The sequence below is a fragment of the Microbacterium sp. R1 genome, from assembly GCF_015159725.1.
Lineage (GTDB): Bacteria > Actinomycetota > Actinomycetes > Actinomycetales > Microbacteriaceae > Microbacterium > Microbacterium oxydans.
The window spans coordinates 120858-145507 of sequence record NZ_JADDUD010000001.1 but is presented as its reverse complement, the minus strand read 5'-3'; the positions used below and the strand labels follow the sequence as shown (position 1 = coordinate 145507).

Genomic DNA, 24650 nt, shown 5'->3' with positions numbered 1-24650 from the left:
CCGACGCTCGGCGTCCCCCCAGGACGCCCTCCTAGACTGACGCCATGGACCGGGCACGTGCGAGCGCGCCCCGGCGCGCGCGCCTGGGGGTCGACCTGGCGATGCTCGCCGTCGTCGGCCTCGTGCTCGTCGCCGCTCTCGGGGCAGGCGGAGCCACGCTCTACCAGCAGTTCTACGGACCGTCGGCATTCGTGGTGCGCTACCTCGACCTGCTCTCCTCCGGCCGCGCCGCCGACGCGCTGCGCGTGCCGGGTGTCGCGGTCGATCGCGAGACCCTCGACGCCGCCGGCATCGATCCCGCCGCGTCCGAGGCCATGCTCCGTCACGCCGCGCTCGCCCCCCTGACCGATGTGAAGGTCACCTCCGAGGAGCCGGCGGAAGGCGGTACGGCCGTCACCGTCGACTACCGGGCGAGCGGCCATCCGGGAACCAGCACCTTCCTGATCGAGCAGGACGGATGGGCGGGCGTCACCCCGAACTGGCGCTTCACCACCAGCCCGCTGGCCGTGGTGGATCTGACGCTGCGTGGCGCAGACCGGTTCGCCGTGAACGGGTTCGAGGTCGACAGGCGCCAGATCTCGGTCGACGGGGTCGACGCCGCCTCGCTCGACCCGCTGCCCCTGCTCGTCTTCACACCGGGACTGTATGCGGTGACGGTCGACACCCCGATCTCGACCGCCTCGGGCCACGGGGTTCTCGCGGACACACCGCTGGCCATCACGCCGCTCGATGTGCAGACCGAGCCGACGGAGGCGTTCATCGACGTGGTCCAGGAGCGCGTCGAGTCCTTCCTCGCCGAGTGCACGACGCAGGAGGTCCTCCAGCCGACCGCCTGCCCGTTCGGCCTGCGGGTCACGAATCGTCTCGCGTCCGCTCCGAAGTGGTCGATCGCCACCCAGCCCCGTGTCACGGTCGCACCCGACGGCGGACAGTGGCAGATTCCGTCGACGGACGCGGTCGCCCACGTCGACGTCGACATCAGGTCGCTGTTCGACGGCAAGGTCCAGCCGCTGTCCGAAGACGTGCCGTTCCAGCTCAACGGGACGATCACGATCCTGCCGGACGGCACGGCATCGATCAGGGTCGGCTCCCCCAGCGAAGCCCCGGTCGACTGACCGGACCCCGCTTCGGCGTCAGCGCCCCTCGCGGCTGTCGCGCTCGGCGAGGGCCGCCAGCTTGGCGTTGTACTCCTCGAGCTCCGCGTCCCCGGTGCGGTCGGCATGCCGGTCGCGGCGCTTCTGCAGCTTCGTGTCGCTTCGGCTCCACTGGATCGCGACGGTGATCGCGAGGATCAGGGTGGGGATCTCGCCGATCGACCATGCGATGCCGCCCCCCACGTACTGGTCCATCATCGGGTCGACACCCCAGTCGCGCCCCATCGAGCCGAACCAGTCGGCGACCATGAGGCCTTCCTGCATCATGATGGCGATGCCGAAGAAGGCGTGCATCGCCATCACAGCGATCAGGGTGATCAGACGGCCAGGGTACGGCAGACGGTACGGGACGGGGTCGACGCCGATCAGGCTCATCACGAACAGATAGCCCGAGATCAGGAAGTGGATCACCATCCACTCGTGGCCGAGATGCTCGTACATCGACCACCGCACCAGATCGGTGAAGTAGAAGGCCCACAGCGACAGGATGAAGATCGCGGCAGCGACGAACGGGTGGGTCACGACGCGCGCGAACGGAGAGTGCACGGCCCACATGATCCATTCGCGACCACCGCGCGTGCCGTCGTCGCGCTTGTGGATCGCGCGGAGGGCGAGCGTGATGGGGGCGCCGGAGACCATCAGCAGCGGGATGGCCATCGACAGCATCATGTGGCCCATCATGTGGATGCTGAACAGGTACTCCTGGTACGCGTTGAGCGGGCCGCTGGTCACCCAGACCAGCAACAGCATGCCGAGCACCCAGAACACGGTGCGATGGATCGGCCACCGGTCGCCGCGCAGCCGCAGGCGTCGCACGCCGGCGAGGTACAGGAACAGGCCGAAGCCGGCAGCGACGAGCCAGAGCACGTCGAAGTCCCAGGCGGTGAACCAGCGCTCCAGCGTCAACTCCGGAGGCAGCGTCGAGCCGGTGAGGATCTGTGCGGGGGTCTGGGCGAAGGCAGCGACCTCACCGGTGGGCGGAGGCGTGCGTGCGAGAGCGGCTGCCGCACCCGAGGCGAGGCCCATCAGCGCGACCTCGCACAGCACCAGGAGCCAGAACCAGCCCGCAGCGCGCTGACCCGTCAGCTTGGGGATGAGGCGGGCCCGGTACCAGGCGCCCAGCAGTCCCATGCCCCCGAGGAGGGCGATCTTGGCGAGCACGATCCAGCCGTACGGAGTCGCCCACAGGGCCTCCCAGCTCCCGACCGCGACGACCGACCGCGTGACCCCCGAGAACGCCACCACGGCGAACGCGGCGATCGCCAGGGAGGAGTAGCGGCCGACGAGGCGCACGGAGTCGACGTCGGTCCGCCCCCGCAGCAGCACGAGCAGCAGGAGGCCACCGAGCCAGACCGCGGCGCCGATCGTGTGGAGCAGGATCGAGTTCACCGCCATGTTGTGCCCGGCGAGGTCTCCGGCGTGCCCCTGCGTCGCGAGGGGGAGGAAGGACGCCGCGGCGAGCAGCGCTGTGATGAGCGTGGGCGTCCACGAGCGCCAGGCGAACGCCAGCACCGTGATGATGGCACCGAAGATGGTGGTGATGAGCCAGGACTGACCCAGTGGCAGCTCCAGCAGGAAGCGGCCGAGCTGAGAGCCGAACTCGCGCTCGATGCTGAGCTTCGGGTTGAAGGCGGCCATGAAGGCCAGGAACCCGGCGAGGCCCGCGGACACCGTGAACACGGCGGCACCGACCGAGGCGATGTTCAGAGCCGCATCGAACGACCGCTCCCCCGCGCGCAGACCGAAGAGCGCGAGCACGAGCGAGCCGAGCATGACGGCACCGGAGACGTTCATGACGAGCTTGGCCACGGGCGTGCCCCAGAGCACGAACGGACCGGGGTTCTGCAGCAGGGGCGGCTTGGCCCCGCCGCCCACGAGGAGCGCCAGCACCAGGGCCACGAGGGCGGCGACGAGGAGGATGGCGACGCCGGAGACGCGATACGCCGAAATCCGACTCGTCGACTCGCTGCGGGAACTCACCCCTCCAGCCTAGGCGCGCCCGGCGATGAGAAAGCACGAAGGCCGCTCCCGTCGGAACGGGAGCGGCCTTCGAAGAGGTGCGGTCGAATTACTTGACGGCAGCCTTGAGCTTGGAACCAGCGGTCACCTTGACGCGCTTGCCGGCCGGGATCTTGATCTCGGCACCGGTCTGCGGGTTGCGGCCCGTGCGAGCAGCGGTGTCGACCTGCTCGAAGGAGATCCAGCCCGGGATGGAGACCTTGCTGCCCTTGGCAACAGCGTCGGAGACCGTGGCGAACAGCGAGTCGAGGACACCGGAGACGGTGGCCTGGCTCTGGCCGGTGGCGGAAGCGATGCTCGCGACGAGCTCGGTCTTGGTGATGGACTTGTCAGCCATGTCATCCTCCAGCGACGAAGACCGTCGCATCGTTGTGGGGTGTCGGAGCGGATGCTCCTGGTCTGTCGACCGCCTTGAATGTACCAACGACCACCCTCATTTCCGCGTCATTTCGCGGGTTTTGGGCAATTACTGGGCGTGTCGCGTCACTTTTGTCACTCCAGTCACATGTTCGGGGGCCTCGGCGGGCGGGAGAGCAGGTCCAGGAAACGGCCTGATCCGGCGTGATCACCTGACCCGGCTCGCGGTGCAGGGACGCGAAAGGGGCGAGGATCCGAAGATCCTCGCCCCTTTCGACTGTCTGCTGAGACTTACCAGCTCGACTTGGTGACACCGGGCAGCTCGCCACGGTGTGCCATGTCACGGAAGCGGACACGCGAGATGCCGAACTTCGTGAGGACACCGCGGGGGCGGCCGTCGATGACGTCGCGCGAACGCACGCGAGCCGGCGACGCGTTGCGCGGCAGCTTCTGCAGGCCGACGCGTGCGGCCTCGCGGGCCTCGTCGGTGGCGTTCGGGTCGATCAGGGTCTTCTTCAGCTCGGCGCGACGCTCGGCGTAACGCTCGACGATGACCTTGCGCTGCTCGTTGCGAGCGATCTTGCTCTTCTTAGCCATTGATCAACGCTCCTCTCGGAATTCGACGTGCTGACGGATGACCGGGTCGTACTTCTTGAGCACGAGGCGGTCGGGGGTGTTGCGGCGGTTCTTCTTCGTCACGTACGTGTAACCCGTACCTGCCGTCGAACGCAGCTTGATGATCGGACGGACGTCCTGAGCCTTCTTGGCCATTAGAGCTTCACACCCTTCGCCTGGAGGTCCTTGACCACGTTCTCGATGCCGCGGACGTCGATCACCTTGATGCCCTTGGCGGACACGTTGAGCGTGATCTTACGACCGAGCGAGGGAACGAAATACGTCTTCTTCTGCACGTTCGGGTCGAAGCGGCGCTTCGTCCGGCGGTGCGAGTGCGAGACATTGTGTCCGAAGCCGGGAACAGCTCCGGTCACCTGGCACACTGCTGCCATGATGTGACTCCTTCTATACCGTGAGGCCGGACGGCCCCACCCAAGATCCCTTGTCTGCACACGACCACGACCCGCCGATCTCTCGGCCGCAGAAGGGGAAGCATGCGAACTGCGCACAGGAGTGTGCGCAGACAAAGAGTCAGTTTAGCACGGCCGGCGCCGCGGTTCGCATCGCGCACACGGCACCATCTCAGGCCGACATCGAGCCGTTCGCGCGACTCGACGCCTCGGCCGCACCGCGTCCCCATCGGAACGGGGAAACCGTGGGATCCGCTTCGATCCAGAAGCGCCACGGGAATGCCGCGGTCCCCGCGACGCCTGCCACTCCGACCCGAGGGCCGCTCACCACGTCGTCGCGCTGCGGCCCCAGCCAGAGTTCCGCCCGCGCCCCGTGCTGCTGGCCTGCCGTGACGGCGTCGATCCCGTCGTGCAGCGGATGTCGCAGGCCCACAGCCTGCCCGAGGCGGCCCGGCCCGCGGGCGAGGTCCCGCAGCGCGATGCGTCCGAGCGGAAGGGCGACGCCACGACGCAGGGCTGCAGCCTCCACCCCTGCCACGACCTCACCGGCGCGGAGCAGCACGCCGTCGCCCTGTCCCTCCGGTCCGCACACGACGTTGACGCAGGAGTGGATGCCGTGGCTCAGGTACACGTAGAGACGCCCCGGCTCACCCCACATGGTCGAATTGCGCGCCGTCCGTCCCATGCGGGCGTGCGAGCCGGGGTCGGGGATCTCCCCCGTGCCCTGCCCGTGATAGGCCTCGACCTCGGTGATGCGCAGCCGCACCTCGACCGGGTCCGCCTCCGTCGCTGTGGAGATGAACGTGCGCAGCTCTCCACCCAGCAGGCGCGGAGCGACGTCGACGGCGGAGCCGCTCAGGTCGGTGCGGACGGCGCGGCGCAGAGCCTCCTGCGGCCCTGCACCGCGCACGGGGTCGGGGCCGCCGGTCATCTCAGAATCTCGGGGCCGTCTGGCACCACGAGGCGTCGAAGCCGGTGAGGGCCACGAGCTCCTTGCCCGAGTCCATGTCGATCAGGTGCGTCTCGACGTTCTCGGGAAGCGGCAGCAGCATCCCATCGTAGGCGTTGTTCGCCAGGTCGGGCGCGACGACGACGGCGGCATACTGACCGCTCGGCGATGCACAGGCCTGGAGGATCGAGTCCGTCGACCCGACCTCGACCAGCGGGGTCGCCGCACCGTCGTCGTCCACCCGCACGACCACCTGCCCGATCGGGAGACCCTCTTCGTCACGCGCGACGACGTGACGCAGTGTGCCGCCGGGGAACGGCGTGATGGAGCTCGCCGTGCCGTAGTCGGGGTCCGAAGCGGCGAGGGGCTGCTCCGAGCCGTCGGCCAGATCGAGTTCGACCACGGCTCCGTCGAGCCGCTCCACGATCGCGGTGTACGTGCCTCGGGAGATCCCCTGGATGGTGGCCGCGAGACCGAGCGACTGCACGCCGGCATCGGTCGAGCGGTCGACGAGCGAGAGCGCTCCGTCGAAGTCGATGAACAGCACGGCCGCGCTGTCGGGAACGAACTGCCACACGAAGACGCTCGCCTCGGCACCGGCGACCTCGATGATCTGCGGGTCGTCGTCGCCGCTCAGCGACTGCGTGACGAGGACGCTCGCGCGCCCTTCGGTATCGCTGAGCTCCTTGTCCGAGTAGCTGTAGCCGACGAGGCCGCCGCGCTCGGAGACCTGGATCGCTCCCACGTAGCCGTCACCGGGGAGCTTCAGCTCACGCTGGTTCTTGCCGTCGCGGTCCATCACGAGCAGGCGGGATCCGTCGTCCTCCTCGACCGAGACCACGAGTTGCGTCGATGTCGCACGGAAGTCGTTGATCTTGTCGTGCTCGAACACCGCGACGGCCTTCTCTCCGCTGAGGTCGGTGAGGAAGATCTTGTCCTTGCCCTCGACGTCGCGGCGCAGCAGGAAGATGTTCGACGGCGGCGTCGTGAAGCTCGTGGTCAGCGTCGTCGTCGGGCCGCCTCCGGCACCGACGACATCGGCCACGCGGATCGTGTACTCGGTCGAATCGTCGAGCGGGACGGTGAATCGCACCCCCACGCCGCGACCGGAGGCATCGACGGTGAACGGCACCGCCGGCTCGACCGTCACCTGCGCGGGGTCGATGTCGGCGAGCGCCTGGTTCGCGGTGAGGATGACGCGGCTGCCTGAGGACTCGATCGCCTGCGCGGCGTTCACCTGCACATCGCTGATGCGCGGTCCCTGGAGCAGGCTCGCGACACCCAGCCCCGTTCCGACGATGACGAGGACACCCAGCACGGCGGCGAGCGTGACGACGAAGCGACGACGGCCCCCCGGAGTCTGCCCGGGCTCCGGCTCTGCCGCGACGCGAGGGGCCGGAGGCGTGTTCGGCTCCGCGGCCTCTGCGCGCTCCCTCTCGACGTCCGGGGCCGCGCCGACGAACACGGGCTCAGTCGCGAGCGGGACGGGCGGAAGGGTGGTCGCCTCCGCGTCTTCTCGGGCTGAAGCCTCGAAGGCTGCCATCTTCCGGGCTGCGGCCTCCTGCTCGGCGACCTCACGGTCGCCCGCCTCGCGCACCGCAGCTTCACGGGCGGCAGCTTCACGGAGGACTGCCTCGTCTGCGACGGCATCCGGCTGGTCGGCAGACGAGGGATCCGCGGACGCCGTAGCGGCAGACGAGGGATCCGCGGTGTGCGGAGCGTGGTCCGGCGCCGCGGCGACGTGTTCGGCGGAGGCGATCACGCGGTCGATCCGCTCCGCCTCCGCTGCCTCGGCGGCTTCTCGCGCCGCACGCATCTCCGCGCGTGTGCGCGGGACGGCGGGCACCTCTGGGCGCTCGTCGTCAGTACTCATAGGGGTCCCCCGGCTCGTCGATCGCGACGACGTCGGTCGGTTCGATGCGGAGCTTCCCATCGGCATCCGCACGCACTGTTCCGGTGATCTCGACCCATTGGCCGGTCGCGTAGTCGTCGGGCTTCACGTCGACGGGGAGGATGGCGGTCTGCGCGTCGATCACGCAGTGCGTGATGACCAGGCGGGTGAGATTGACGCCGTCGTCGGCATCGTCCGGGGTCACGAACCCCGTGAGCTTCACCGGCGCACCGTCATACGCGGCAGTGTTCGTCGCTGCGGCGAACACGCTCGCCCAGTCGCCGACGCCGAACGTCGAGGTGTCGGCAACGCCGAGGGCCACCGTGTCGGCACCGGCGAACAACGCACTCTGCTCTCCCGCGCGCGACATCGCGAGCTCGACGGACAGCGAGGCGGGCGGCAGCACGAGGCCGGCCACCACCACCCCGGAGGCGATGACGCCACCCGTGACGGCGGCGACCCCGGCAAGCGTGCGGCGCGACGAGGGCGCAGTGGCTGGGCGCCCGTCGCCGTCCTCCGGGTCGGCGTGATCCAGGTCGGCGTGATCCCGGGCGGCGCTCTCCGCGCGTGACTTGCGGCGCGTGGGCGCAGGGGCATGCCCGTGATCGTGACCATGGTCGCTCTCCTCGCCGAGCGGGAGGGTGCACGACCAGATCGCACCGGCCAGGGTGACGACGGCGGCTGTGCACGCGAACCACACCGACTCGGGGCTGATGTAGAGGGTGAGGCGTCCGGTGAGACCGAGACCGAGGGTGACGACCGAGATCACGGCGGCCAGCCCCACACCCAGCCAGCGGGTGCCGAGAGCGCGAACGCGCGCTGCGGTGGGCGAAGACGGCGCCACGCGCTCAGACAGTGCCGTGTGCTCAGACAAGGACGTTCACCCCGATCCCGATGGCGAAGGCCGCGGCGAGCACGATGCCGACGATCCCGACGAGCGTGCGGCCCGTGAACGTCGTGCGCATGAGCGCGAGCATCTTGATGTCGACGAGCGGCCCGACGAGCAGGAAGGCCACGATCGCGCCGGACGAGAACGTCGACGCGAACGACAGCGCGAAGAAGGCGTCGACATTCGAGCAGATGGCCACCGTCATCGCGAGGGCCATCATCGCGACGATCGACAGCACCGGGTTGGAGCCGATCGCCAGCAGCCACTCCCGCGGGATGAGCACCTGCACGGCTCCGGCGAGCGCCGAGCCGATCACGAGCGCGGGCATCACGGCGCGCAGCTCGATGAGGAACTGCGTGAGGCTGCGGCGCACAGGGGTGCCCGGTTCGTGGGTCACCCGGTCGCAGGTGTCGACGAAACGCTGCGTGAGCATGCCGTCGGGGTCGGGGTGGCGGCTGTAGATCCAGCCGATCAGGTTGGCGATCAGGTAGCCGCCGACGAGGCGGGCGACGAGGATGCCGCCGTCCCAGCCGAACGCCGCGTGCGTGGTGAGGATCACGATCGGGTTCACGATCGGTGCGGCGATGAGGAATGTCATCGCCTCCGCCGGCGCGAGGCCGCGCATCATGAGTCCACGGGCGAAAGGAACGTTGCCGCACTCGCACACCGGGATCAGCATGCCGAGCAGCGACAGCACCGCACGACGGGCCCACGCGCGTTTCGGCAGCCAGCGGTGGATGACGTCGGCAGGAAGCCAGACCTGCACCACGATCGACAGCAGCACACCGAGGATCACGAACGGCAGGGCTTCGATGAGCACGCTCAGCGCGAGCGTGAGGCCGTCCTGCGCGCGGGTGGGCAGTGAGGCGGGGAACAGCTTCGGCAGGAAGGCATCGATCAGGAACAGGGCGGCGATGATGGCCGCGCCGAGGCCGACGCCGATCCATGCCGATCGTGGCGAGGGTGACGGGCGATGGGAGTGGCCGTGACGGGTCGCCGTTGCTGCCGAGAAGCTCACGCGGACGCGGCCCTCTCGGCATCGCGCTTGTTCGCGCACGGAGTGCACAGTCCGAAGATGTCGACCACGTGCGCGGCCTCGGTGAATCCGTGCAGGGCAGCCGTGCGGTGCGCCCACTGCTCGACGTCCTTGGCCTCGATCTCGACGGTCAGACCGCAGGACCGGCAGATCAGGTGGTGGTGGTGGCCCTGCGTGGTGCATGCCCGGTAGAGCGCCTCACCCTCGGGGCTCTGCAGCGAGTCGGCGTCTCCGGAGGCGGCGAGCCCGGCGAGGGCGCGATAGACCGTGGCCAGGCCGATGCCGGTGTTGTCATCGCGCAGCGAGGCGTGCAGGCTCTGCGCGCTCACGAATCCGCGCGCGTCGGCGAGTGCTTCGCGCACGCGTTCGCGCTGCCAGGTGTTCCGCTGAGCCATAAGAAGAGTCTAGGCCGCGGCGATCAGCGGGGGCTGGGAGTGGATCTCAGGCCTGGACCCGGCGAACCCTGGCACGCGAGCGCTGCACGATCCAGCAGATCACGTAGATCGTGAACGACAGCGTGGTGATGTAGGGACTCACGGGCAGCGTTCCGGCGAGGGCGAGCAGGATGCCGCCGACCGCGGAGACGAACCCGAACAGCGCAGCCAGCAACGGCACCGCGATGGGGCCGGCCGTGACGCGCATCGCGGCGGCGGCCGGCGTGACCAGCAGTGCCATCACGAGGAGCGCGCCGATGATGTGCACGCTCACGGCGACGATCAGGCCGAGCAGCACCATGAACAGCAGACTCACGGCGCGGGTCGGCACCCCGCGGGCGGCAGCCGATTCCGGGTCGAGCGAGTCGAAGCGCAACGGGTTCCACATCACCAGCAGCCCGATGAGCACGACCATGCTGATGCCGATCAGCCACCCGAGGTCGGGGCTCGAGACCGAGACGATCTGCCCCGTCAACAGGCTGAAGCGGTTGGCGCTGCGGCCGTCGTAGAGCGACAGGAACAGGATTCCGAGACCGAGACCGAACGGCATGAGCACACCGACGATCGAGTTGCGGTCCCTGGCCTTGGCCCCGAGCACGCCGATCAGGATCGCGGCGACGAGGGCACCGCCGAGGGATCCGGCCACCACGCTGCCGCCGAAGAGCAGGGCCGCCGCCGCCCCCGCGAAGGAGAGCTCGCTCACGCCGTGCACGGCGAAGGCCAGGTCGCGCTGCATCACGAAGACGCCGATCAGGCCGCCCACGATCCCGAGCACGGCTCCCGCGATGATCGAGTTCGCGAGCAGGGCGACGAGCTCGCCGTAGTCCTGGAAGGAGAAGATGTCATCCCAGCCGACCATGGGCGCGATGGCTGCCGCCGCGTTCATGCCGCTCCCCCGTGCGCGTGATCACCGTGATCGTGGTGAGGCTCGGCGTCCGGCACGCCCACGACGACCAGACGATCTCCGGCGCGGAGCACGAACACCGGGGTGCCGTAGAGGTCGGTGAGCACGCGGGTCTGCAGCACCTCGTCGGGGGTTCCCAGCAGGAACCGCCCGCCGGCGATGTAGAGGATGCGGTCGACCCGGCCCAGGATCGGGTTGATGTCGTGGGTGACGAACAGCACCGCCGCCTCGCGCTCACGGCGCTGACGGTCGATGATGTCGGTCACGGCGACCTGGTTGGCGAGGTCGAGGTTCGACAGCGGCTCGTCGCACAGCAGGAGTGCGGGCTCGTCGGCGAGGGCCTGGCCGACCCGGAGCCGCTGCTGTTCGCCGCCCGAGAGCAGTCCGACGCGGCGATCCGCGAAGTGGGAGGCACCGACCGCGTCGAGCAGTCGGTCGACCTTCGCCCGGTCGCCGCGGTGCGGGATGGGAAAGCCGAAGCGGCTGCCCTGCACCCCGAGGGCGACCAGGTCGCGGGCCCGCATGCTCGTGTCGGGGGCGAGATTCCGCTGCTGGGGGATGTACCCGATGCGGGAGTTGCCCCGATGGACGGGTTCACCCGCCACGCGGATCGTGCCGGATGACAGCGGCTGCAGGCCGAGGATGCTGCGCAGGAGCGTGGTCTTGCCCGATCCGGAAGGACCGAGCACGGCGATGAACTCCCCCGGTTCGACCGTGAGATCGAGGCCGGACCACAGCTCGCGATCCCCACGGTGCAGGGACGCGTCGGATATCTGGAGTACCGGCTTCTCGCGCTGAAGGGCGCCGCTCACGGCTGGACGGCGGCGGCGAGGCTCTTGATCGCGTCACTCATCCACTCAGAGTACGACGATCCGTCCTCGAGCAGCTCCGTGAAGGCGACGACCGGAACCCCGGCGTCCTTCGCCGCGGTCTCGACGCGCTGGGTCTCGGACCCCCCGGTCTGGGCGTTCGTCAGCAGCGCGGTGACCTGTCCGCTGTCGATCACGTTCAGCGCCTCGAGCAGCACGGCGGGCGCGACGTCAGTGCCCTCTTCGACCGACTCGGCGAAGCCCTCCGGGGTGACGTCGGTGAATCCGGCGGCGGCCGCGAGGTAGCCGGGCAGCGGTTCTGTGATGAAGACGTTGACGTTCGGTGCCTCCGCCTTGAGGGTCGCGAGCTCGGTCTCGAAGCCCTCGAGCTCTGCGGTGAGGGTTGCCGCGTTGGCGGCGAACTCCTTCGCCCCGTCAGGGTCGAGCTCACTCAGATCATCGGCGATGGCCTCGACGACATGGATCATCGTGTGCGGGTCGAACCACACGTGCTCGTTGAAGCCCTCGATGTGGTCGTGCCCCTCGTGGCCGTCTTCAGCGTCGGCGTGGTCGTGCGCGTCTCCCTCGGGGGCAGCGCTCTCGTCGGAGGCCGCTGCGTCCGCCTCGTCGTCATGCCCCTCGTTGCCGGGGAAGTCGTGCGAGTACTCGACGGCCGTCACCACGTGCGGGTCCTTCGCATCCTGCAGCAGCGTGTCGATGAAGGGGTCATAGCCGCCACCGTTCTCGATCACGAGGTCGGCTTTCTGCACCGTCAGCCGGTCGCGGGCGGTCGTCTCGTACGCGTGGGGATCCTGCGACGCCGAGGTGATGATCGACTGCACGTCGACGCGGTCCCCGCCGATGGTCGAGGCGATGTCGCCGTAGACGTTCGTGCTCGCCACGACCGTGATGGTGCCGTCGTCGCCCTCTCCCGCCGAGGGGGTGGAGCATCCGGCCAGCGTGAGTGCGGCGACGGATGCGAGGGCGAGGGCGACGACGGGCTTCTTCATGCTCTCACTCTAAACGCTAATGAGAACCATTATCAAATCGGCTCGGCCGCTCGGTCACCCACGCCGAAACGGAGACGACCCGACGTGCGCGCGGCGTGTCAGTGCTCGACACCCCGCGCGGGGCGCGGATCATCTCCGTTTCGGCAAAGGGGCGGAAGCTCAGCCGAGCAGACCGGCCGGTGCGATCCAGGCCGTGGCCTCCCCGGGGAGTGCAGAGCCGTCGAGCGGGGCGCTCGCGAGCACGACATCCGCGGCCGCATCCCCGAGGTCGAACGGCTCCGTGCCGAAGTTCGACACGACCTTCCATCCGTTCGGCCGGGTGAAGCGCAGCACGTCGGCACGTCCGGTGTCGATCCACTCCAGGGTCTCCCCCGTCTGCAGCAGGTGCCGGAGGCGCAGGGCCTCGCGGTACAGCGACAGCGTCGACGCCGGATCGGCGGCCTCCACGTCGACCGCGTACTCCGCGAACCACTCGGGCTGCGGCAGGTGCGCGCCCTCGGCGCCGAAGCCGTACGAGGAGCCGGCCGCCGTCCAGGGAAGGGGCACACGGCATCCGTCACGGCCGAGCCCGTCGAACTCCGCACCGCGGAAGAACCCGGGGTCCTGACGCTGTTCCGGCGTGATCTGCGCCACTTCGTGCAGGCCGAGCTCTTCACCCTGATAGAGGTACGTGCTGCCGGGAAGGCCGAGCAGCAGCAGGGTCGCGGCGTGTGCCCTGCGGAGTCCGCCCTCGCGGTCGAGGCCGTCCGCCGGACCGCCGGCCTTGACCCACTCCGTGCCCTGCTTGACCGGTCGTCCGTTCAGGGCCGGGAGGCCGTAGCGCGTGGCATGACGGGTGACGTCGTGGTTCGACAGCACCCAGGTGGTCGACGATCCGGTCTCCTGCGCCTGCTGCAGGTTGTCGGCGATGATGCTCCGGAACTGCCGCGCGTCGAAGTCGGCCACGAGCAGGTCGAAGTTGAACGCCTGGCCGAGTCCTTCCGCCGAGGCGTACTTCGCACGGCGCTCCGGGGTGTCCACCCACGCCTCCGCCACCGCCGTGCGCGGCGGGTCGTACTCGTTGAAGACCGCGCGCCACTCGGCATAGATCTCGTGCACGTCGTCGCGGTCGACCATCGGGTGCGTGCCCGAGGTGCGGTCCATCGCGTCGAGCTCGGCCCGCCAGGGAAGCGGCTCGCTGAGGTCCTTCGTGAGCATGTGGGCGACGTCGATGCGGAACCCGTCCACGCCGCGGTCCGACCAGAAGCGCAGGGTCTTCAGGAAGTCGGCACGCACCTCGGGGTGGTCCCAGTTCAGGTCGGGCTGCTCCACGGCGAAGTTGTGCAGGTACCACTGCCCGTCCGCCACGCGCTCCCACGCGCTGCCGCCGAACACGGATTCCCAGTCGGTCGGCGGCTCGGAGCCGTCGGGACCGGTGCCCTGACGGAAGATGTAGCGCTCGCGCGCGGCCGACCCGCGTCCGGCGGCGAGCGCCTCCTGGAACCACTCGTGCTGGTCGGAGGAGTGGTTCGGGACGATGTCGACGATCACGCGGATGCCGCGGGAGTGCAGCGCCTCGACCATGTCGTCGAAGTCGTCGAGCGTGCCGAGCCGCGGGTCGACGTCGCGGTAGTCGGCCACGTCGTATCCGCCGTCGGCGAGTGCGGACGGGTAGAACGGGCTGAGCCATACCGCATCGATGCCGAGGCCCTGGAGGTAGTCGGCCCGGGAGACGATGCCGGGGATGTCGCCGATGCCGTCGCCGTTCGCATCGGCGAAGCTGCGCGGGTAGATCTGGTAGACGGCGGCCTGACGCCACCAGGCGGCGTCTTCGGCGGTGCGGGTCTCGACGAGAAGCGCGTCGGTCATGAGGGGAGAACTCCTTCTCTCTTGCGGTGGTCGTGCGGTGTCAGCCCTTGACGGCGCCCTGCGTGACGCCCTCCATGACCCACCGCTGCGTGAACAGGTAGGCCACGATCGCGGGGGCCATCGCCATCAGGTACGAGGCGAAGGCGACGTTGTAGTTGTTGCTGAACTGGTTCTGGAAGAGGTTCTGCCGAACGGGGAGCGTCTGCAGCGCGGGGTCGGCGATGATGAGCGACGGCATCATGAAGTCGTTCCAGGCGTACAGGAACGCGAAGATGCCGACGGTCGCGCTCATCGGGGCGAGCAGCGGGAAGATCAGCTTCCAGAAGGTCTGCCAGGTGGTCGCTCCGTCGATGCGCGCGCTCTCCTCCAGCTCGATCGGGATCGACCGCAGGAACGCCGTGAACAGCAGCACGCTGAAGCTCAGCTGGAACATGGTGGCGAGGATGATCACGCCGAACGGGTTGTCGAGTCCGACGCGTCCGGTGAGCTGGATCTGCGGCAGGGCCACGACCGGGAACGGGATGAACATCGCCGCGAGCAGGTAGAAGAACGAGTAGCGGAACAGCCGTCGGTCCCAGTTGCGCACGATGGCGTAGGAGGCGAAGGCCGCCAGCACGATGGTCGCGATCACGGTGCCCGCCGTGACGAGCAGGGAGATGCCCGCGCCGACCGGGAACTTCGTGAGCGTCCAGGCTTCGACGAAGCCGTCGATGCTGAACGGAGCGGGCAGCGAGAAGGCGTTGCCGTCGACCGCCTGTCCCGTGGTCTTGAGCGCCATCGAGATGGTCACGTACAGCGGAAGGAGCACGGTGACGGCGCACAGGATCAGGATGATCGTGCCCGACCAGTTCACGCGCTCCATGCGGATGCGCGGCTTCTTTCCTGAGGTGGGGATCGTGGTGAGTGTCTGCGTCGACATCAGAGTGCGTTCCTTCCGCGCGTCAGCGACAGCTGGAGGAGGGAGATGAGCACGGCGACGATGAAGAAGATGGTCGCGTTGGCCATCTGGTAGGCGTAGTCGCCGCCGTTGAAGCCCGCGATGATCGTCATCGCGACGCTGCGGGTCGATGTGCCCGGCCCGCCGTTGGTGAGACCGACGATGATGTCGTAGGCGTTCAGGAAGCCCTTGAACCCGAGGATCACGTTGATCACCACGTATCCCGCGACGAGCGGCAACGTGATGCGGGTGAGCTGCTGCGTCTTGCTGGCGCCGTCGATGCTCGCCGCCTCGTACACCTCGCCGGGGACAGAGAGCAGGCCGGCGATGTAGATGAGCAGGGTGCCGGGCACGGCCTGCCAAGCGGTGACGATGACGATCGCGATCCAGGCGAGGTCGGGGTTGGCCAGCAGGCTGGTCTCGAGCCACGGGATGCCCGCTGCTGCTCCCGCCGCCGGGATCGAGTTGGAGAACAGGAAGTTGAAGACGTAGGCGATGATGATGCCCGAGATCACCATCGGGATCACGAAGATGGTGCGCAGGCCCGTCTTGAAGCGGATGCGCGAGGTGAGTCCGACCGCGAGCAGGAAGGCGATCACGTTCACGACGATCACCGTGGCGATCGAGAAACCGAACGTGAACAGGTAGCTCTGCAGGATCGACGGATCACTGAACAGGGCGATGTAGTTCGTCAGCCCGTTGAAGCTCCACTCTCCGATGCCGATCGAGTCGGTGAAGCTGAAGAAGATGCCGATGACGCCCGGAACCGTGATCGCGAGGGTGAAGATCACGAGCGTCGGAAGCAGGAACAGGTAGTAGATCGGCTCGACGCGACGCGTGTGCCGCCGGAGCTTCCGGTCGCCACCCGTGACGATGACGGTCGTGCTGTCGGAAGCAGAGGGAGTTGTCGTGGTGCTCATGATGCGCCCTCCTCGCCGGCGGCGTTGTCCTGGGTCGACGGGATCGGCGCCCGGAAGGCGATGCGTGCCCAGTCGGCGTCCATGGTGCGCAGGATCGAGGTCGGAGAAGCCCCGAGTACCATCGCCTGCGCGTAGTTCATCATCGGAAGCGTCTTGGGCACGAGCACGGACGGGCCCTGATAGATCTGCCCGTTGTCGTAGTACTCGACCATCCCCTCGACCCGGGGGTCGTCGGGGGCGGAAGCGCCCTTCGTAGGCGTGAAGCCGAGCTGCGAGGCGTTGTACTCCTCGATGTTCTGCGGCTCGTAGAGGAACTCGAGGAAGTCGCGGGCGGCCTCCTGATGGCGCGACCCCTCGGGGATCATCGCGGCGAGGTCCATGTTCACGCGCACCCCGAGGTCGGCCGGGTCGTTCGTCATCGGCAGCGGGAAGGTGCCCAGCCGCAGGTCGGGTGCGGTCTTCGCGATCTCGCTGAACGCCCACGGACCCTGCAGGTACATCGCGGCCTCGCCCTTGCCGAAGGCCAGGTTGCCGTCGCCGTAGCCACGGCTCGGGGCATCCGCGTTGGTGTAGTCGTTCGCGAGCTGCAGCATCCTGTCCATCGGCTCGGCGAAGTCCTTCGAGAACGAGACCTCGGAGTCGGGACCGACGTCGGCACCCTCGTCCGCGAGCGCATCGAAGAAGTCGATCACGTCGACCGAGCCGCCCGCGGTGTAGTCGTACCAGCCCTGGCCCACGGTCCAGTCGTCCTTGAACGTGCCGTAGAACGGGTCGATGCCCGCCGCCTTCAGCTGCTCGCACACCGCAAGCAGCTCGTCCCACGTCGTCGGCACCTCGAGGCCCTGAGCGTCGAAGATCTCCTTGTTGTAGATGACGGAGGCGGCCATCACCGAGTACGGCAGGGCGCTGGTGCGGCCCTCGCAGGAGCCGTACTGGTCCATGAGCGGCTGCAGGTCATCGCGGATGCCCGCAGCGGCGTCGGTCTCGGAGAGATCGGTGAGCGCGCACCGCTGCACGAAACGGGCGATCTCGTAGTTGTAGTTGGCGAGCATGACGTCGGGCGGGTTGCCCCGCACGAAGCTCGCCGAGACGACGTCGACGCCCGAGGTGTCGATCTCGACCTTCACGTCGCTCTGCGAGGAGTTGTACTCGGCGACGAGGGCGGTCATGAACTCGATCGCCTCGCGCTTGCTGAAGGTGAAGCGGATGGTCTCCGCTCCCGAGCCGGGGGCGCATCCCGCGAGCGCCGTGCCGACCAGGGTGACCCCCAGGGCCGCGGCCACCGCTCGCGCCGCGCGTGTTCGTGTGCCAGACACCGTCGTCCTTCCATCCCGTAGATCCGTGCACTAAATCTAGTGAGCGAATTTACTCTGTCGAACGGTACTCTCTCATTGGACGAGAGGAAGGTCAAGCGCCGTGGCAGATGTCTCCGCAGGCTTGGGCACCGGGCGAGCGAGCGTGAGCGCCGTGCTCGACTTCGCCTGGACGGCTGGCGAGTTCACCGCGTCCGAGGCCATGGCCGGCACCTCGCTGACCCGCTCGACCGCCATCGACGCGATCGACACCCTGGTCGGCGCGGAGATCCTCCGTGAACTCCCCAACGCCCGCGCCGCCGGCACCTACCGCGCAGGGCGACCCTCTCGCCGCTTCGTGCTGCCCGCCGACCTGGGCGTCGTGATCGGCGTCGATGCGGGCGACACCCACCTCGCCGTGACCGTGGCCGACCTGCTCGACGAGACGCTCGTGCACCACCGGGTGGAGTTCGATCCGACGCAGACGGTCTCCGAGCGGCGCGCGACGATCCTCGGGCGCCTCGGCGATGCGCTCACCGAAGCCGGGGTCGCGCGCGAGCAGGTGCTCGCCGTGTGCGTCGGGGTTGCGGCACCGGTGAACCGCGACGGCATCTCGCCCCCGCACCCGGAAGGCTTCTGGGAGCGCACGAACCCCGGGCTCGCCGAGGCACTGGAGGACTGGGCACCCGTCGTGCAGATCAAGAACGACGCCCAGCTCGCCGCGATCGCCGAAGGGGCCGAGGGAGCCGCGATCGGATGCCGCGACTACGTCGCCCTGCTCGCGAGCGAGCGCTTCGGCGGCGGCGTGGTGGTCGACGGGCACGTGCTGCACGGCGCGCACGGCGGTGTCGGCGAGGGCGTCGTGTTCGACCACATCGTGGGTGTCGGCTCGGCGTTCGGCCTGCGCTATGCCGTGCAGGACCAGGTGCGCGCGGCAGTCGACTCCGGTGAGATCTCGCACGACAGCGCCGTCGGACGCCTCGTCGGCACACGTCGCATCGACCCTCGACTCGTGCTGACCCTCGCCGCGTCGGGCGACCGGGACGCGGTGCTGATCACCTCCCGCGTCGGGGCCACCGTGGCCCGCGTCGTCGGTGTGCTCGGCAGCATGTACGACCCGGCTCGCGTCATCGTGTGCGGAGCGGTCGCCGAGAGCATCGAGCCCGTGCTGACCGCGGCCCGCCGCATCCTCCCCCAGGAGCTGCACCTGCCCGCTCCGGAGATCCTCGCGTCGACACTCGGCGCGGAGGTCGTCTCACGCGGGGCCGTGGCGACCGCCCGACGCGCGGCCAGGGAGCACGCGGTGCCGCGGTTGGCGGAGGAACGTCTGCGCCACAGTGCGTGATCGGGCGGTCACGTGCGTGACACGGGTCAGTCCACCAGCAGCGCGGGCTCCTCGAGGATCGAGGCGACGTCGGCGATGAAGCGGCTCATGCCGTCGCCGTCGATCACGCGGTGGTCGAACGATCCGGCCACCGTGGTCACCCAACGGGGGCGCACCTCGCCGTCGACGACCCACGGCTTCTGACTGATGGTGCCCATCGCCACGATGCCGGCCTCGCCGGGGTTGATGATCGGGGTTCCGGCATCCATCCCGAACACACCGATGTTCGTGATCGTGATCGTGCCGCCCTGCTGATCGGCCGGCGGGGTCTTGCCGTCGCGGGCCGTGAGCGTGAGACGGTTCAGCGCCCGCGCCAGCTCCTTCATGCTCAGGTCCTGCGCGTCCTTGATGTTGGGCACGAGCAGGCCGCGCGGGGTGGCGGCGGCGATACCGAGGTTCACGTAGTGGCGGACGGCGATCTCGGCTCCGGACTCGGTCTCGATCCAGGCGGCGTTGACCATCGGGGTGCGACGGGCGGCCCAGATCACGGCGCGGGCCATGATGAGCAGTGGCGAGACCTTGATGTCGGCGTAGTCGGGCGAGGCCTTGAGGCGCTTGACGAGATCCATCGTGCGGGTGGCGTCGATCTCCTTCCACACCGTCACGTGCGGGGCCGAGTACGCGCTCTGCACCATCGCCGACGACGTGGCCTTGCGCACACCCTTGACCGGGATCGACTCGGTGCGGTCGTCACCTGCAGCCGACGGACGCGTTGCGGTGAGGCCGCGAGCGAGTCCTGCCGGCGCGGCCTGCGGGGCGGGCACCGTCTCCTCGCGCACGGTCCCCCACTCGGGGGTCTCGATGTTGCGGAAGACGCTCGCCTGCGAGGCGTGCTTCATCACGTCGTCGCGAGTGACCTCCCCGTCGGCACCGGTCGCGGCGACCGCGGTGAGGTCGACGCCGAGGTCGCGCGCGAGCTTGCGGATCGGCGGCTTCGCGATCACCCCCACCGAGGAGCGGACGGGTCGCTCGGCCGGACGCTTGCGCCGCGAGGTGGCTCCGCCTCCCGTGCCGTAGCCCACCAGCACGGAGCCGCCGCCCTCTTCCGCCGCCGGCGCTGCAGGAGCCGGAGCGGCCGCAGTGCCAGCCGCCGGCTCGGTCAGGAACGTGATGATGGGGGTGCCGACCTCGACGGTCGTGCCCTCGGCAGCGAGGAGCTCGCCCACCACGCCCGCGTACGGCGACGGCAGCTCGACGAGCGACTTGGCCGTCTCGATCTCGCACACCACGTCGTTGATCGCGACGGTGTCGCCAGGAGCGACCTTCCAGGCCACGATCTCGGCCTCGGTCAGGCCTTCTCCGACGTCCGGAAGGGTGAAGTTCTGCGTGCTCATGACGAGTCCTTTCGGCCGAGCGGAAGTGTCAGTATGCCAGCGAGCGGTCGACGGCCTCGAGGATGCGGTCGGCATCCGGGAGGTATGCGCCTTCGAGCTTCGCGGGCGGGAACGGGGTGTCGTAGCCGGAGACGCGCAGCACCGGAGCCTCGAGCGCATAGAACGCGCGCTCCATGACGGTCGCGGCGATCTCACCGCCGATGCTGCCGAAGCCCTGGGCCTCCTGCGCATAGACCATGCGTCCGGTCTTGCGCACCGAGTCGAGGAGGGGTTCGTAATCGACCGGCGAGATCGAGCGCACGTCGACGACCTCGCAGCTCGTGCCCTCGGCCTCGGCGAGCGCGGCGGCCTGCAGGAGAGTGGTGACCATCGCACCGTGCCCGACCAGAGTCACGTCGCTGCCCGTGCGCACGACGCGCGAGGAGTGCAGTGGAACGGCCGAGGCGTCGAGCTCGACCTCGCCCTTCTGCCAGTACCGGCTCTTCGGCTCCATGAAGATCACCGGGTCGTTCGACGCGATCGCCTCCTGGATCATCCAGTACGCATCGTTCGGCGTCGACGGCGACACCACACGCAGGCCGGGGGTGTGCGCGAAGTACGCCTCCGGGCTCTCCTGGTGGTGCTCGACCGCGCCGATGTGTCCGCCGTACGGGATGCGGATCACGATCGGCATGCTGATCGCGCCCTCATGCCGGTTGGTCAGCTTCGCGAGCTGCGTGGTGATCTGGTCGAACGCGGGGAACACGAATCCGTCGAACTGGATCTCGATCACCGGGCGGTACCCGACCATCGCCATGCCGATCGCCGTGCCGACGATCCCGGACTCGGCCAGCGGGGTGTCGAGCACCCGGCGATCGCCGAAGTCGCGCTGCAGATGCTCCGTCACCCGGAAGACGCCGCCGAGCTTGCCGATGTCCTCGCCCATGAGCAGGACCTTCGGGTCGTTCTCCATCGCCTTGCGCATACCCGCATTCAGCGCCTTGCTGAGCGGCATCGTCTCCAGAGTCACTGGGCTCCTCCTTCGAAGGACGCCTCGTACTGCGCATGCCAGGCCTTCTGCTGGTCGATCAGCGGATGCGGCTCGCTGTACACGTGGTCGAACATCTTGTCGGCGCTGGGCGGCCCGAGCTCGACCGTGCGGGCGCGCAGATCCTCTGCGGCATCGGCCGCCTCGGCCTCCACATCGGCGAACAGCTGCTCCGACGCTCCGCGCGCTTCGAGGAAGGCCCGCATCCGCACGATGGGATCGCGACCGGCCCAGTACTGCTCCTCGTCGCTGCCCCGGTACTTGGTCGGGTCGTCGCTCGTCGTGTGTGCGCCGAGCCGGTATGTCACAGCCTCGATGGCCTGCGGCCCCTTGCCCTCGCGAGCCTCGTCCAGCGCGACACGGGAGACGGCGTAGCTGGCGAGCACGTCGTTGCCGTCGACACGGACGCTCGGGATGCCGTAGCCCGCGCTGCGCTGCACGAGCGGCACGCGTGACTGGGTGGAGACGGGCACCGAGATGGCCCAGTGGTTGTTCTGCAGGAAGAACACCGTCGGAGCCTGGTAGCTCGCGGCGAAGACCATCGCCTCGTGCACGTCGCCCTGGCTGGATGCGCCGTCGCCGTAGTAGACGATGACCGCCTCGTCGCGGTCGAGATCACCGGAGCCGGTGCGTCCGTCGAAGGCGAGGCCCATGCCGTAGCCCGCGGCGTGCAGCACCTGCGATCCGAGCACCAGCGTGTACAGCCGGGTGTTGCCGTTCTCGGGGTCGGTCGGGTCCCACCCGCCGTGCGAGACGCCCCGCATGAGCTTGATGATGTCGACCGGATCGACGCCGCGGATGCGGGTCACGGCGTGCTCGCGGTAGGAGGGGAAGACGGTGTCCTGGGCGCGGAGCGCGCGCCCGGATCCGACCTGCGCCGCCTCCTGTCCACGACTCGGCGGCCACAGCGCGAGCTGGCCCTGACGCTGCAGGTTCGTCGCCTGGGTATCGATCGCGCGGATGACGACCATGTCCCGGTAGAACTGCTCGAGTTCCGCATCGCCGATCGCGTCGATCAGAGGAAGGTACCGTTCTGCGGCGGCGGACGGAGCGTACCGTCCGGTCTCGTCCAGAACGCTCACAAGGGGTGTCTCGGAGGTGGTCACGCTCTCACGCTACCCGCGCCCGCATGCCAGGTCACGCATACCTAGGACGCCCTCGTAAATGCCTGGAAACCGGAGAAATCCGCGAGAACGCGCGGAATGCGGCGACTCAGCGGAGGGAGCCGGCGACCTCGAGCACGCGGGCGATGGAGTCCTCCTCGCCCACCGAGATGCGGATGCCGTCGCCGGAGAACGGACGCACGATGAGGTCGTTCTCGACGAATGCGGCAGCCACCTCGTCGGTGCGTTCGCCCGCGGGCAGCCAGACGAAGTTCGACTGGGAGTCCGGCACCTCCCACCCCTGTGCACGAAGCCCCTCCACGAGACGGCCGCGGCGTTCGACGATGACGGCGACGCGCTCCAGGAGCTCCGATTCGGCGTCGAGGCTGGCGATCGCGGCGTTCTCGGCAGCGGAGGTGACCGAGAGCGGGATGCCGGTCGTGCGGGCGGCGTCGAGCACCTTCTCGTGCCCGATCGCATAGCCGACGCGCAGCCCGGCGAGACCGTAGGCCTTCGAGAAGGTGCGCAGCACCACCACGTTCGGGTGCTGCTCGAACACGCGCTCCGCCAGACCGTCGACCGCACCCGGCGCCGTGACGAACTCGGCGTAGGCCTCGTCGAGGATGATCAGGATGTCGCCGGGCACCCGCGCGACGAAGGCGGCGAACTCGGCCGAGGTGATGATCGGACCGGTCGGGTTGTTGGGCGTGCACAGGATGATCGCGCGGGTGCGCTCGGTCACCGCATCCGCCATCGCTTCGAGGTCATGGCGGGAGTCGGCGGTGAGCGGCACCTGCACACCGGTCGCTCCGGCGACGAGCGGAAGGCTCGGGTACGCCTCGAAGGAGCGCCACGCGTAGATGACCTCGTCGCCGACCGAGGCGGTGGCCAGGATCAGCTGATGCAGGATCGACACGCTGCCCGAGGCCACGTGCACCTGGTCGGGCTCGACCCCGTAGCGCGCACCGAGACGCGCGCGCAGGCGACCGGCGGTGGCATCCGGGTAGCGGTTGATGGGAGTGGTGCTCTGCAGCGCGTCGAGCACCGACGGCAGCGGGTCGAACGGGTTCTCGTTGCTCGACAGCTTGAACGCATCGGGGCCGGCCTGCTTTCCCTGGCGATACGGAGCGAGAGCGGCGATGGCGGGACGGATGCGGGGCAGGATCGGCTCGGTCACGAGGTCGAGTCTACGAGGGCGGGCGAGCACAGCCCGAGGGGACGGATCGCGCTCGTTCGCCCCCTGTCGCGGCTCGATGCCCGGTGGTACCATTCTGGTATGGCGATGACGGTGCGACTCCCGGAAGAACTCGATGCCCAGCTCGGCGAGCTGGCATCGAGGCGACACACGTCCAAGCACGCACTGCTCATCGAGGCTACGGACCGCTTTCTCCGCGAGGAGGTCACGACCGAGCAGGCCGTGTCGATCGCCCGCGGGGTGGCTGACCGATACGCAGATCTCCTCAAGAAACTCGAAGACGCGTGACTCGATATGTCGAGCTTCCGCACGCAGTAGGCATCACAGAGGAGCTCGGGCTCCACATCCGAGACATCGGGCTTCTCTCCTCCGCTCTCGCCCGACCGTCGAGTTCGATGTTCGGAGTCGAGGCCTACCCGGATCTCGAAGTCAAGGCAGCAGCTCTCCTGTCGTCCCTGAGCCAGAATCACCCTCTGTTTGATGGCAACAAGCGCTTCTCCTGGGTCCTCACCCTGACGTTCCTCGAGATGAACAACGTCATCATCGACATGGAGACGGAGGTTGCCTTCGACCTCATCCTCCGGACGGCGCAGAGCAAGTCCTCCCTGGACGAGGTCGCTGCGCTTCTGCGCGCTCACTTCCGCTGAGCACCCGAGGGACTTCGCACTGACACGCACGAGAGTCCGTGGGACACTGGTCGGACTATGCGCTTCATCATCCGCGTCGTCGTCAACGCCTTCGCCCTCTGGGTCGTCACGCTGATCCCTGCCCTGCAGGTGACCATCAGGGCCTTCCCGCCCGGCGAGACGCTGCAGCTGGTGCTGACCCTGCTCGCGGTGGCCGCGATCTTCGCACTCGTGAACACGATCATCGGAACGGTCGTGAAGATCGTCGCGTTCCCGCTCTACATCATCACCTTCGGCCTGATCGGCTTCCTGATCAACGGGTTCCTGCTGTGGCTGACCGCCTGGATCACGAGCGGATTCGGCTGGGGTCTCACGGTCGGCGACTTCTGGTGGGGCGTGCTCGCAGCACTGATCATCTCGGTGATCAACGGCATCTTCGGATTCATCCTGCGCCCGCAGAACAAGAGCCGTCGCGACTGACCCGCTGACACCGCGGTGACAGCCACC

The 24650-nt window shown here is 68.7% G+C and carries 26 protein-coding genes; 5 read left to right on the top strand and 21 right to left on the bottom strand.

The window, feature by feature from the left end; genetic code table 11:
• Positions 1-44 precede the first annotated feature (44 nt).
• A complete protein-coding gene (locus ILP86_RS00610) occupies positions 45-1115 on the top strand; it encodes a hypothetical protein (RefSeq protein WP_046748633.1) in 1071 nt (356 codons plus the stop codon).
• A gap of 18 nt (positions 1116-1133) precedes the next feature.
• Here ILP86_RS00610 and ILP86_RS00605 read toward each other — a convergent pair whose 3' ends face one another.
• From ILP86_RS00605 to ILP86_RS00525, 17 genes are all read right to left on the bottom strand, one after another.
• A complete protein-coding gene (locus tag ILP86_RS00605; RefSeq protein WP_308431868.1) occupies positions 1134-3134 on the bottom strand; it encodes a cytochrome c oxidase assembly protein in 2001 nt (666 codons plus the stop codon).
• Positions 3135-3222: 88 nt separating this feature from the next.
• The gene (locus ILP86_RS00600) at positions 3223-3510 is read right to left on the bottom strand and encodes an HU family DNA-binding protein (RefSeq protein ID WP_017203554.1); all 288 of its coding nucleotides are present in this window, start codon (positions 3508-3510) and stop codon (positions 3223-3225) included.
• A 311-nt stretch (positions 3511-3821) separates the two neighbouring features.
• A complete protein-coding gene (gene rpsN / locus ILP86_RS00595) occupies positions 3822-4127 on the bottom strand; it encodes a 30S ribosomal protein S14 (RefSeq protein WP_017203557.1) in 306 nt (101 codons plus the stop codon).
• A 3-nt stretch (positions 4128-4130) separates the two neighbouring features.
• Positions 4131-4301 carry a 50S ribosomal protein L33 gene (gene rpmG, locus ILP86_RS00590; protein WP_017203558.1) on the bottom strand — a complete coding sequence of 57 codons (171 nt, stop codon included), beginning with the start codon at positions 4299-4301 and terminating at the stop codon, positions 4131-4133.
• Positions 4301-4537 (bottom strand): 50S ribosomal protein L28, encoded by a 237-nt coding sequence (gene rpmB / locus ILP86_RS00585; RefSeq protein WP_017203559.1) that lies wholly within the window; start codon positions 4535-4537, stop codon positions 4301-4303. Before rpmB ends, rpmG begins: the two co-directional genes overlap by 1 nt.
• Before the next feature lie 190 nt (positions 4538-4727).
• A complete protein-coding gene (locus tag ILP86_RS00580; protein ID WP_193761141.1) occupies positions 4728-5486 on the bottom strand; it encodes a DNA-3-methyladenine glycosylase in 759 nt (252 codons plus the stop codon).
• Position 5487: 1 nt separating this feature from the next.
• Entirely contained in the window at positions 5488-7377 is a 1890-nt protein-coding gene (locus ILP86_RS00575) for a hypothetical protein (protein WP_227750879.1), read from the bottom strand.
• A complete protein-coding gene (locus ILP86_RS00570) occupies positions 7367-8239 on the bottom strand; it encodes a DUF1980 domain-containing protein (protein WP_193761969.1) in 873 nt (290 codons plus the stop codon). Before ILP86_RS00570 ends, ILP86_RS00575 begins: the two co-directional genes overlap by 11 nt.
• A 22-nt stretch (positions 8240-8261) precedes the next feature.
• Positions 8262-9302 carry a permease gene (locus ILP86_RS00565; RefSeq protein ID WP_193761140.1) on the bottom strand — a complete coding sequence of 347 codons (1041 nt, stop codon included), beginning with the start codon at positions 9300-9302 and terminating at the stop codon, positions 8262-8264.
• Complete coding sequence (locus ILP86_RS00560; protein ID WP_045263847.1) at positions 9299-9715, bottom strand: Fur family transcriptional regulator; 417 nt, start codon at positions 9713-9715, stop codon at positions 9299-9301. The genes ILP86_RS00565 and ILP86_RS00560 overlap by 4 nt, the downstream gene beginning before the upstream one ends.
• Before the next feature lie 46 nt (positions 9716-9761).
• Positions 9762-10640 (bottom strand): metal ABC transporter permease, encoded by an 879-nt coding sequence (locus ILP86_RS00555; RefSeq protein ID WP_371861830.1) that lies wholly within the window; start codon positions 10638-10640, stop codon positions 9762-9764.
• Entirely contained in the window at positions 10637-11470 is an 834-nt protein-coding gene (locus ILP86_RS00550; RefSeq protein WP_058632986.1) for a metal ABC transporter ATP-binding protein, read from the bottom strand. Before ILP86_RS00550 ends, ILP86_RS00555 begins: the two co-directional genes overlap by 4 nt.
• Positions 11467-12477 carry a metal ABC transporter solute-binding protein, Zn/Mn family gene (locus ILP86_RS00545; RefSeq protein WP_193761139.1) on the bottom strand — a complete coding sequence of 337 codons (1011 nt, stop codon included), beginning with the start codon at positions 12475-12477 and terminating at the stop codon, positions 11467-11469. The genes ILP86_RS00550 and ILP86_RS00545 overlap by 4 nt, the downstream gene beginning before the upstream one ends.
• Positions 12478-12636: 159 nt before the next feature.
• Positions 12637-14325 (bottom strand): glycoside hydrolase family 13 protein, encoded by a 1689-nt coding sequence (locus ILP86_RS00540; RefSeq protein WP_193761138.1) that lies wholly within the window; start codon positions 14323-14325, stop codon positions 12637-12639.
• 40 nt (positions 14326-14365) lie between these two features.
• Complete coding sequence (locus ILP86_RS00535) at positions 14366-15244, bottom strand: carbohydrate ABC transporter permease (RefSeq protein ID WP_193761137.1); 879 nt, start codon at positions 15242-15244, stop codon at positions 14366-14368.
• Positions 15244-16182 (bottom strand): carbohydrate ABC transporter permease, encoded by a 939-nt coding sequence (locus ILP86_RS00530; protein ID WP_058632982.1) that lies wholly within the window; start codon positions 16180-16182, stop codon positions 15244-15246. The genes ILP86_RS00535 and ILP86_RS00530 overlap by 1 nt, the downstream gene beginning before the upstream one ends.
• Positions 16179-17498: an ABC transporter substrate-binding protein gene (locus tag ILP86_RS00525; protein ID WP_046748626.1), complete on the bottom strand. Its 1320-nt coding sequence runs from the start codon at positions 17496-17498 to the stop codon at positions 16179-16181. Before ILP86_RS00525 ends, ILP86_RS00530 begins: the two co-directional genes overlap by 4 nt.
• A gap of 100 nt (positions 17499-17598) precedes the next feature.
• Between ILP86_RS00525 and ILP86_RS00520 the strand changes: the two genes are divergently transcribed.
• Entirely contained in the window at positions 17599-18819 is a 1221-nt protein-coding gene (locus ILP86_RS00520; protein ID WP_193761136.1) for an ROK family protein, read from the top strand.
• Between the two features lie 26 nt (positions 18820-18845).
• On the opposite strand, the gene ILP86_RS00515 is transcribed toward ILP86_RS00520, so the two are convergent.
• From ILP86_RS00515 to ILP86_RS00500, 4 genes are all read right to left on the bottom strand, one after another.
• Positions 18846-20192 (bottom strand): dihydrolipoamide acetyltransferase family protein, encoded by a 1347-nt coding sequence (locus tag ILP86_RS00515; protein WP_058632980.1) that lies wholly within the window; start codon positions 20190-20192, stop codon positions 18846-18848.
• Between the two features lie 28 nt (positions 20193-20220).
• Positions 20221-21186: an alpha-ketoacid dehydrogenase subunit beta gene (locus ILP86_RS00510; RefSeq protein WP_058633009.1), complete on the bottom strand. Its 966-nt coding sequence runs from the start codon at positions 21184-21186 to the stop codon at positions 20221-20223.
• Positions 21187-21197: 11 nt separating this feature from the next.
• Positions 21198-22325, bottom strand: coding sequence for a pyruvate dehydrogenase (acetyl-transferring) E1 component subunit alpha (gene pdhA / locus ILP86_RS00505; RefSeq protein WP_046748623.1), 1128 nt, complete (start codon positions 22323-22325; stop codon positions 21198-21200).
• A gap of 106 nt (positions 22326-22431) precedes the next feature.
• Positions 22432-23499, bottom strand: a complete 1068-nt coding sequence (locus ILP86_RS00500; protein WP_061016369.1) for a histidinol-phosphate transaminase — start codon at positions 23497-23499, stop codon at positions 22432-22434.
• Positions 23500-23598: 99 nt separating this feature from the next.
• On the opposite strand from ILP86_RS00500, the gene ILP86_RS00495 reads away from it, so the two are divergent.
• From ILP86_RS00495 to ILP86_RS00485, 3 genes are read left to right on the top strand one after another with little or no spacing between them, the layout of a single operon-like run.
• Positions 23599-23805 (top strand): ribbon-helix-helix protein, CopG family, encoded by a 207-nt coding sequence (locus tag ILP86_RS00495; RefSeq protein ID WP_061016347.1) that lies wholly within the window; start codon positions 23599-23601, stop codon positions 23803-23805.
• Positions 23802-24164, top strand: coding sequence for a type II toxin-antitoxin system death-on-curing family toxin (locus ILP86_RS00490; RefSeq protein ID WP_061016345.1), 363 nt, complete (start codon positions 23802-23804; stop codon positions 24162-24164). Before ILP86_RS00495 ends, ILP86_RS00490 begins: the two co-directional genes overlap by 4 nt.
• 57 nt (positions 24165-24221) lie before the next feature.
• Complete coding sequence (locus ILP86_RS00485; protein ID WP_193761135.1) at positions 24222-24623, top strand: phage holin family protein; 402 nt, start codon at positions 24222-24224, stop codon at positions 24621-24623.
• The last annotated feature ends 27 nt before the right edge of the window (positions 24624-24650 follow it).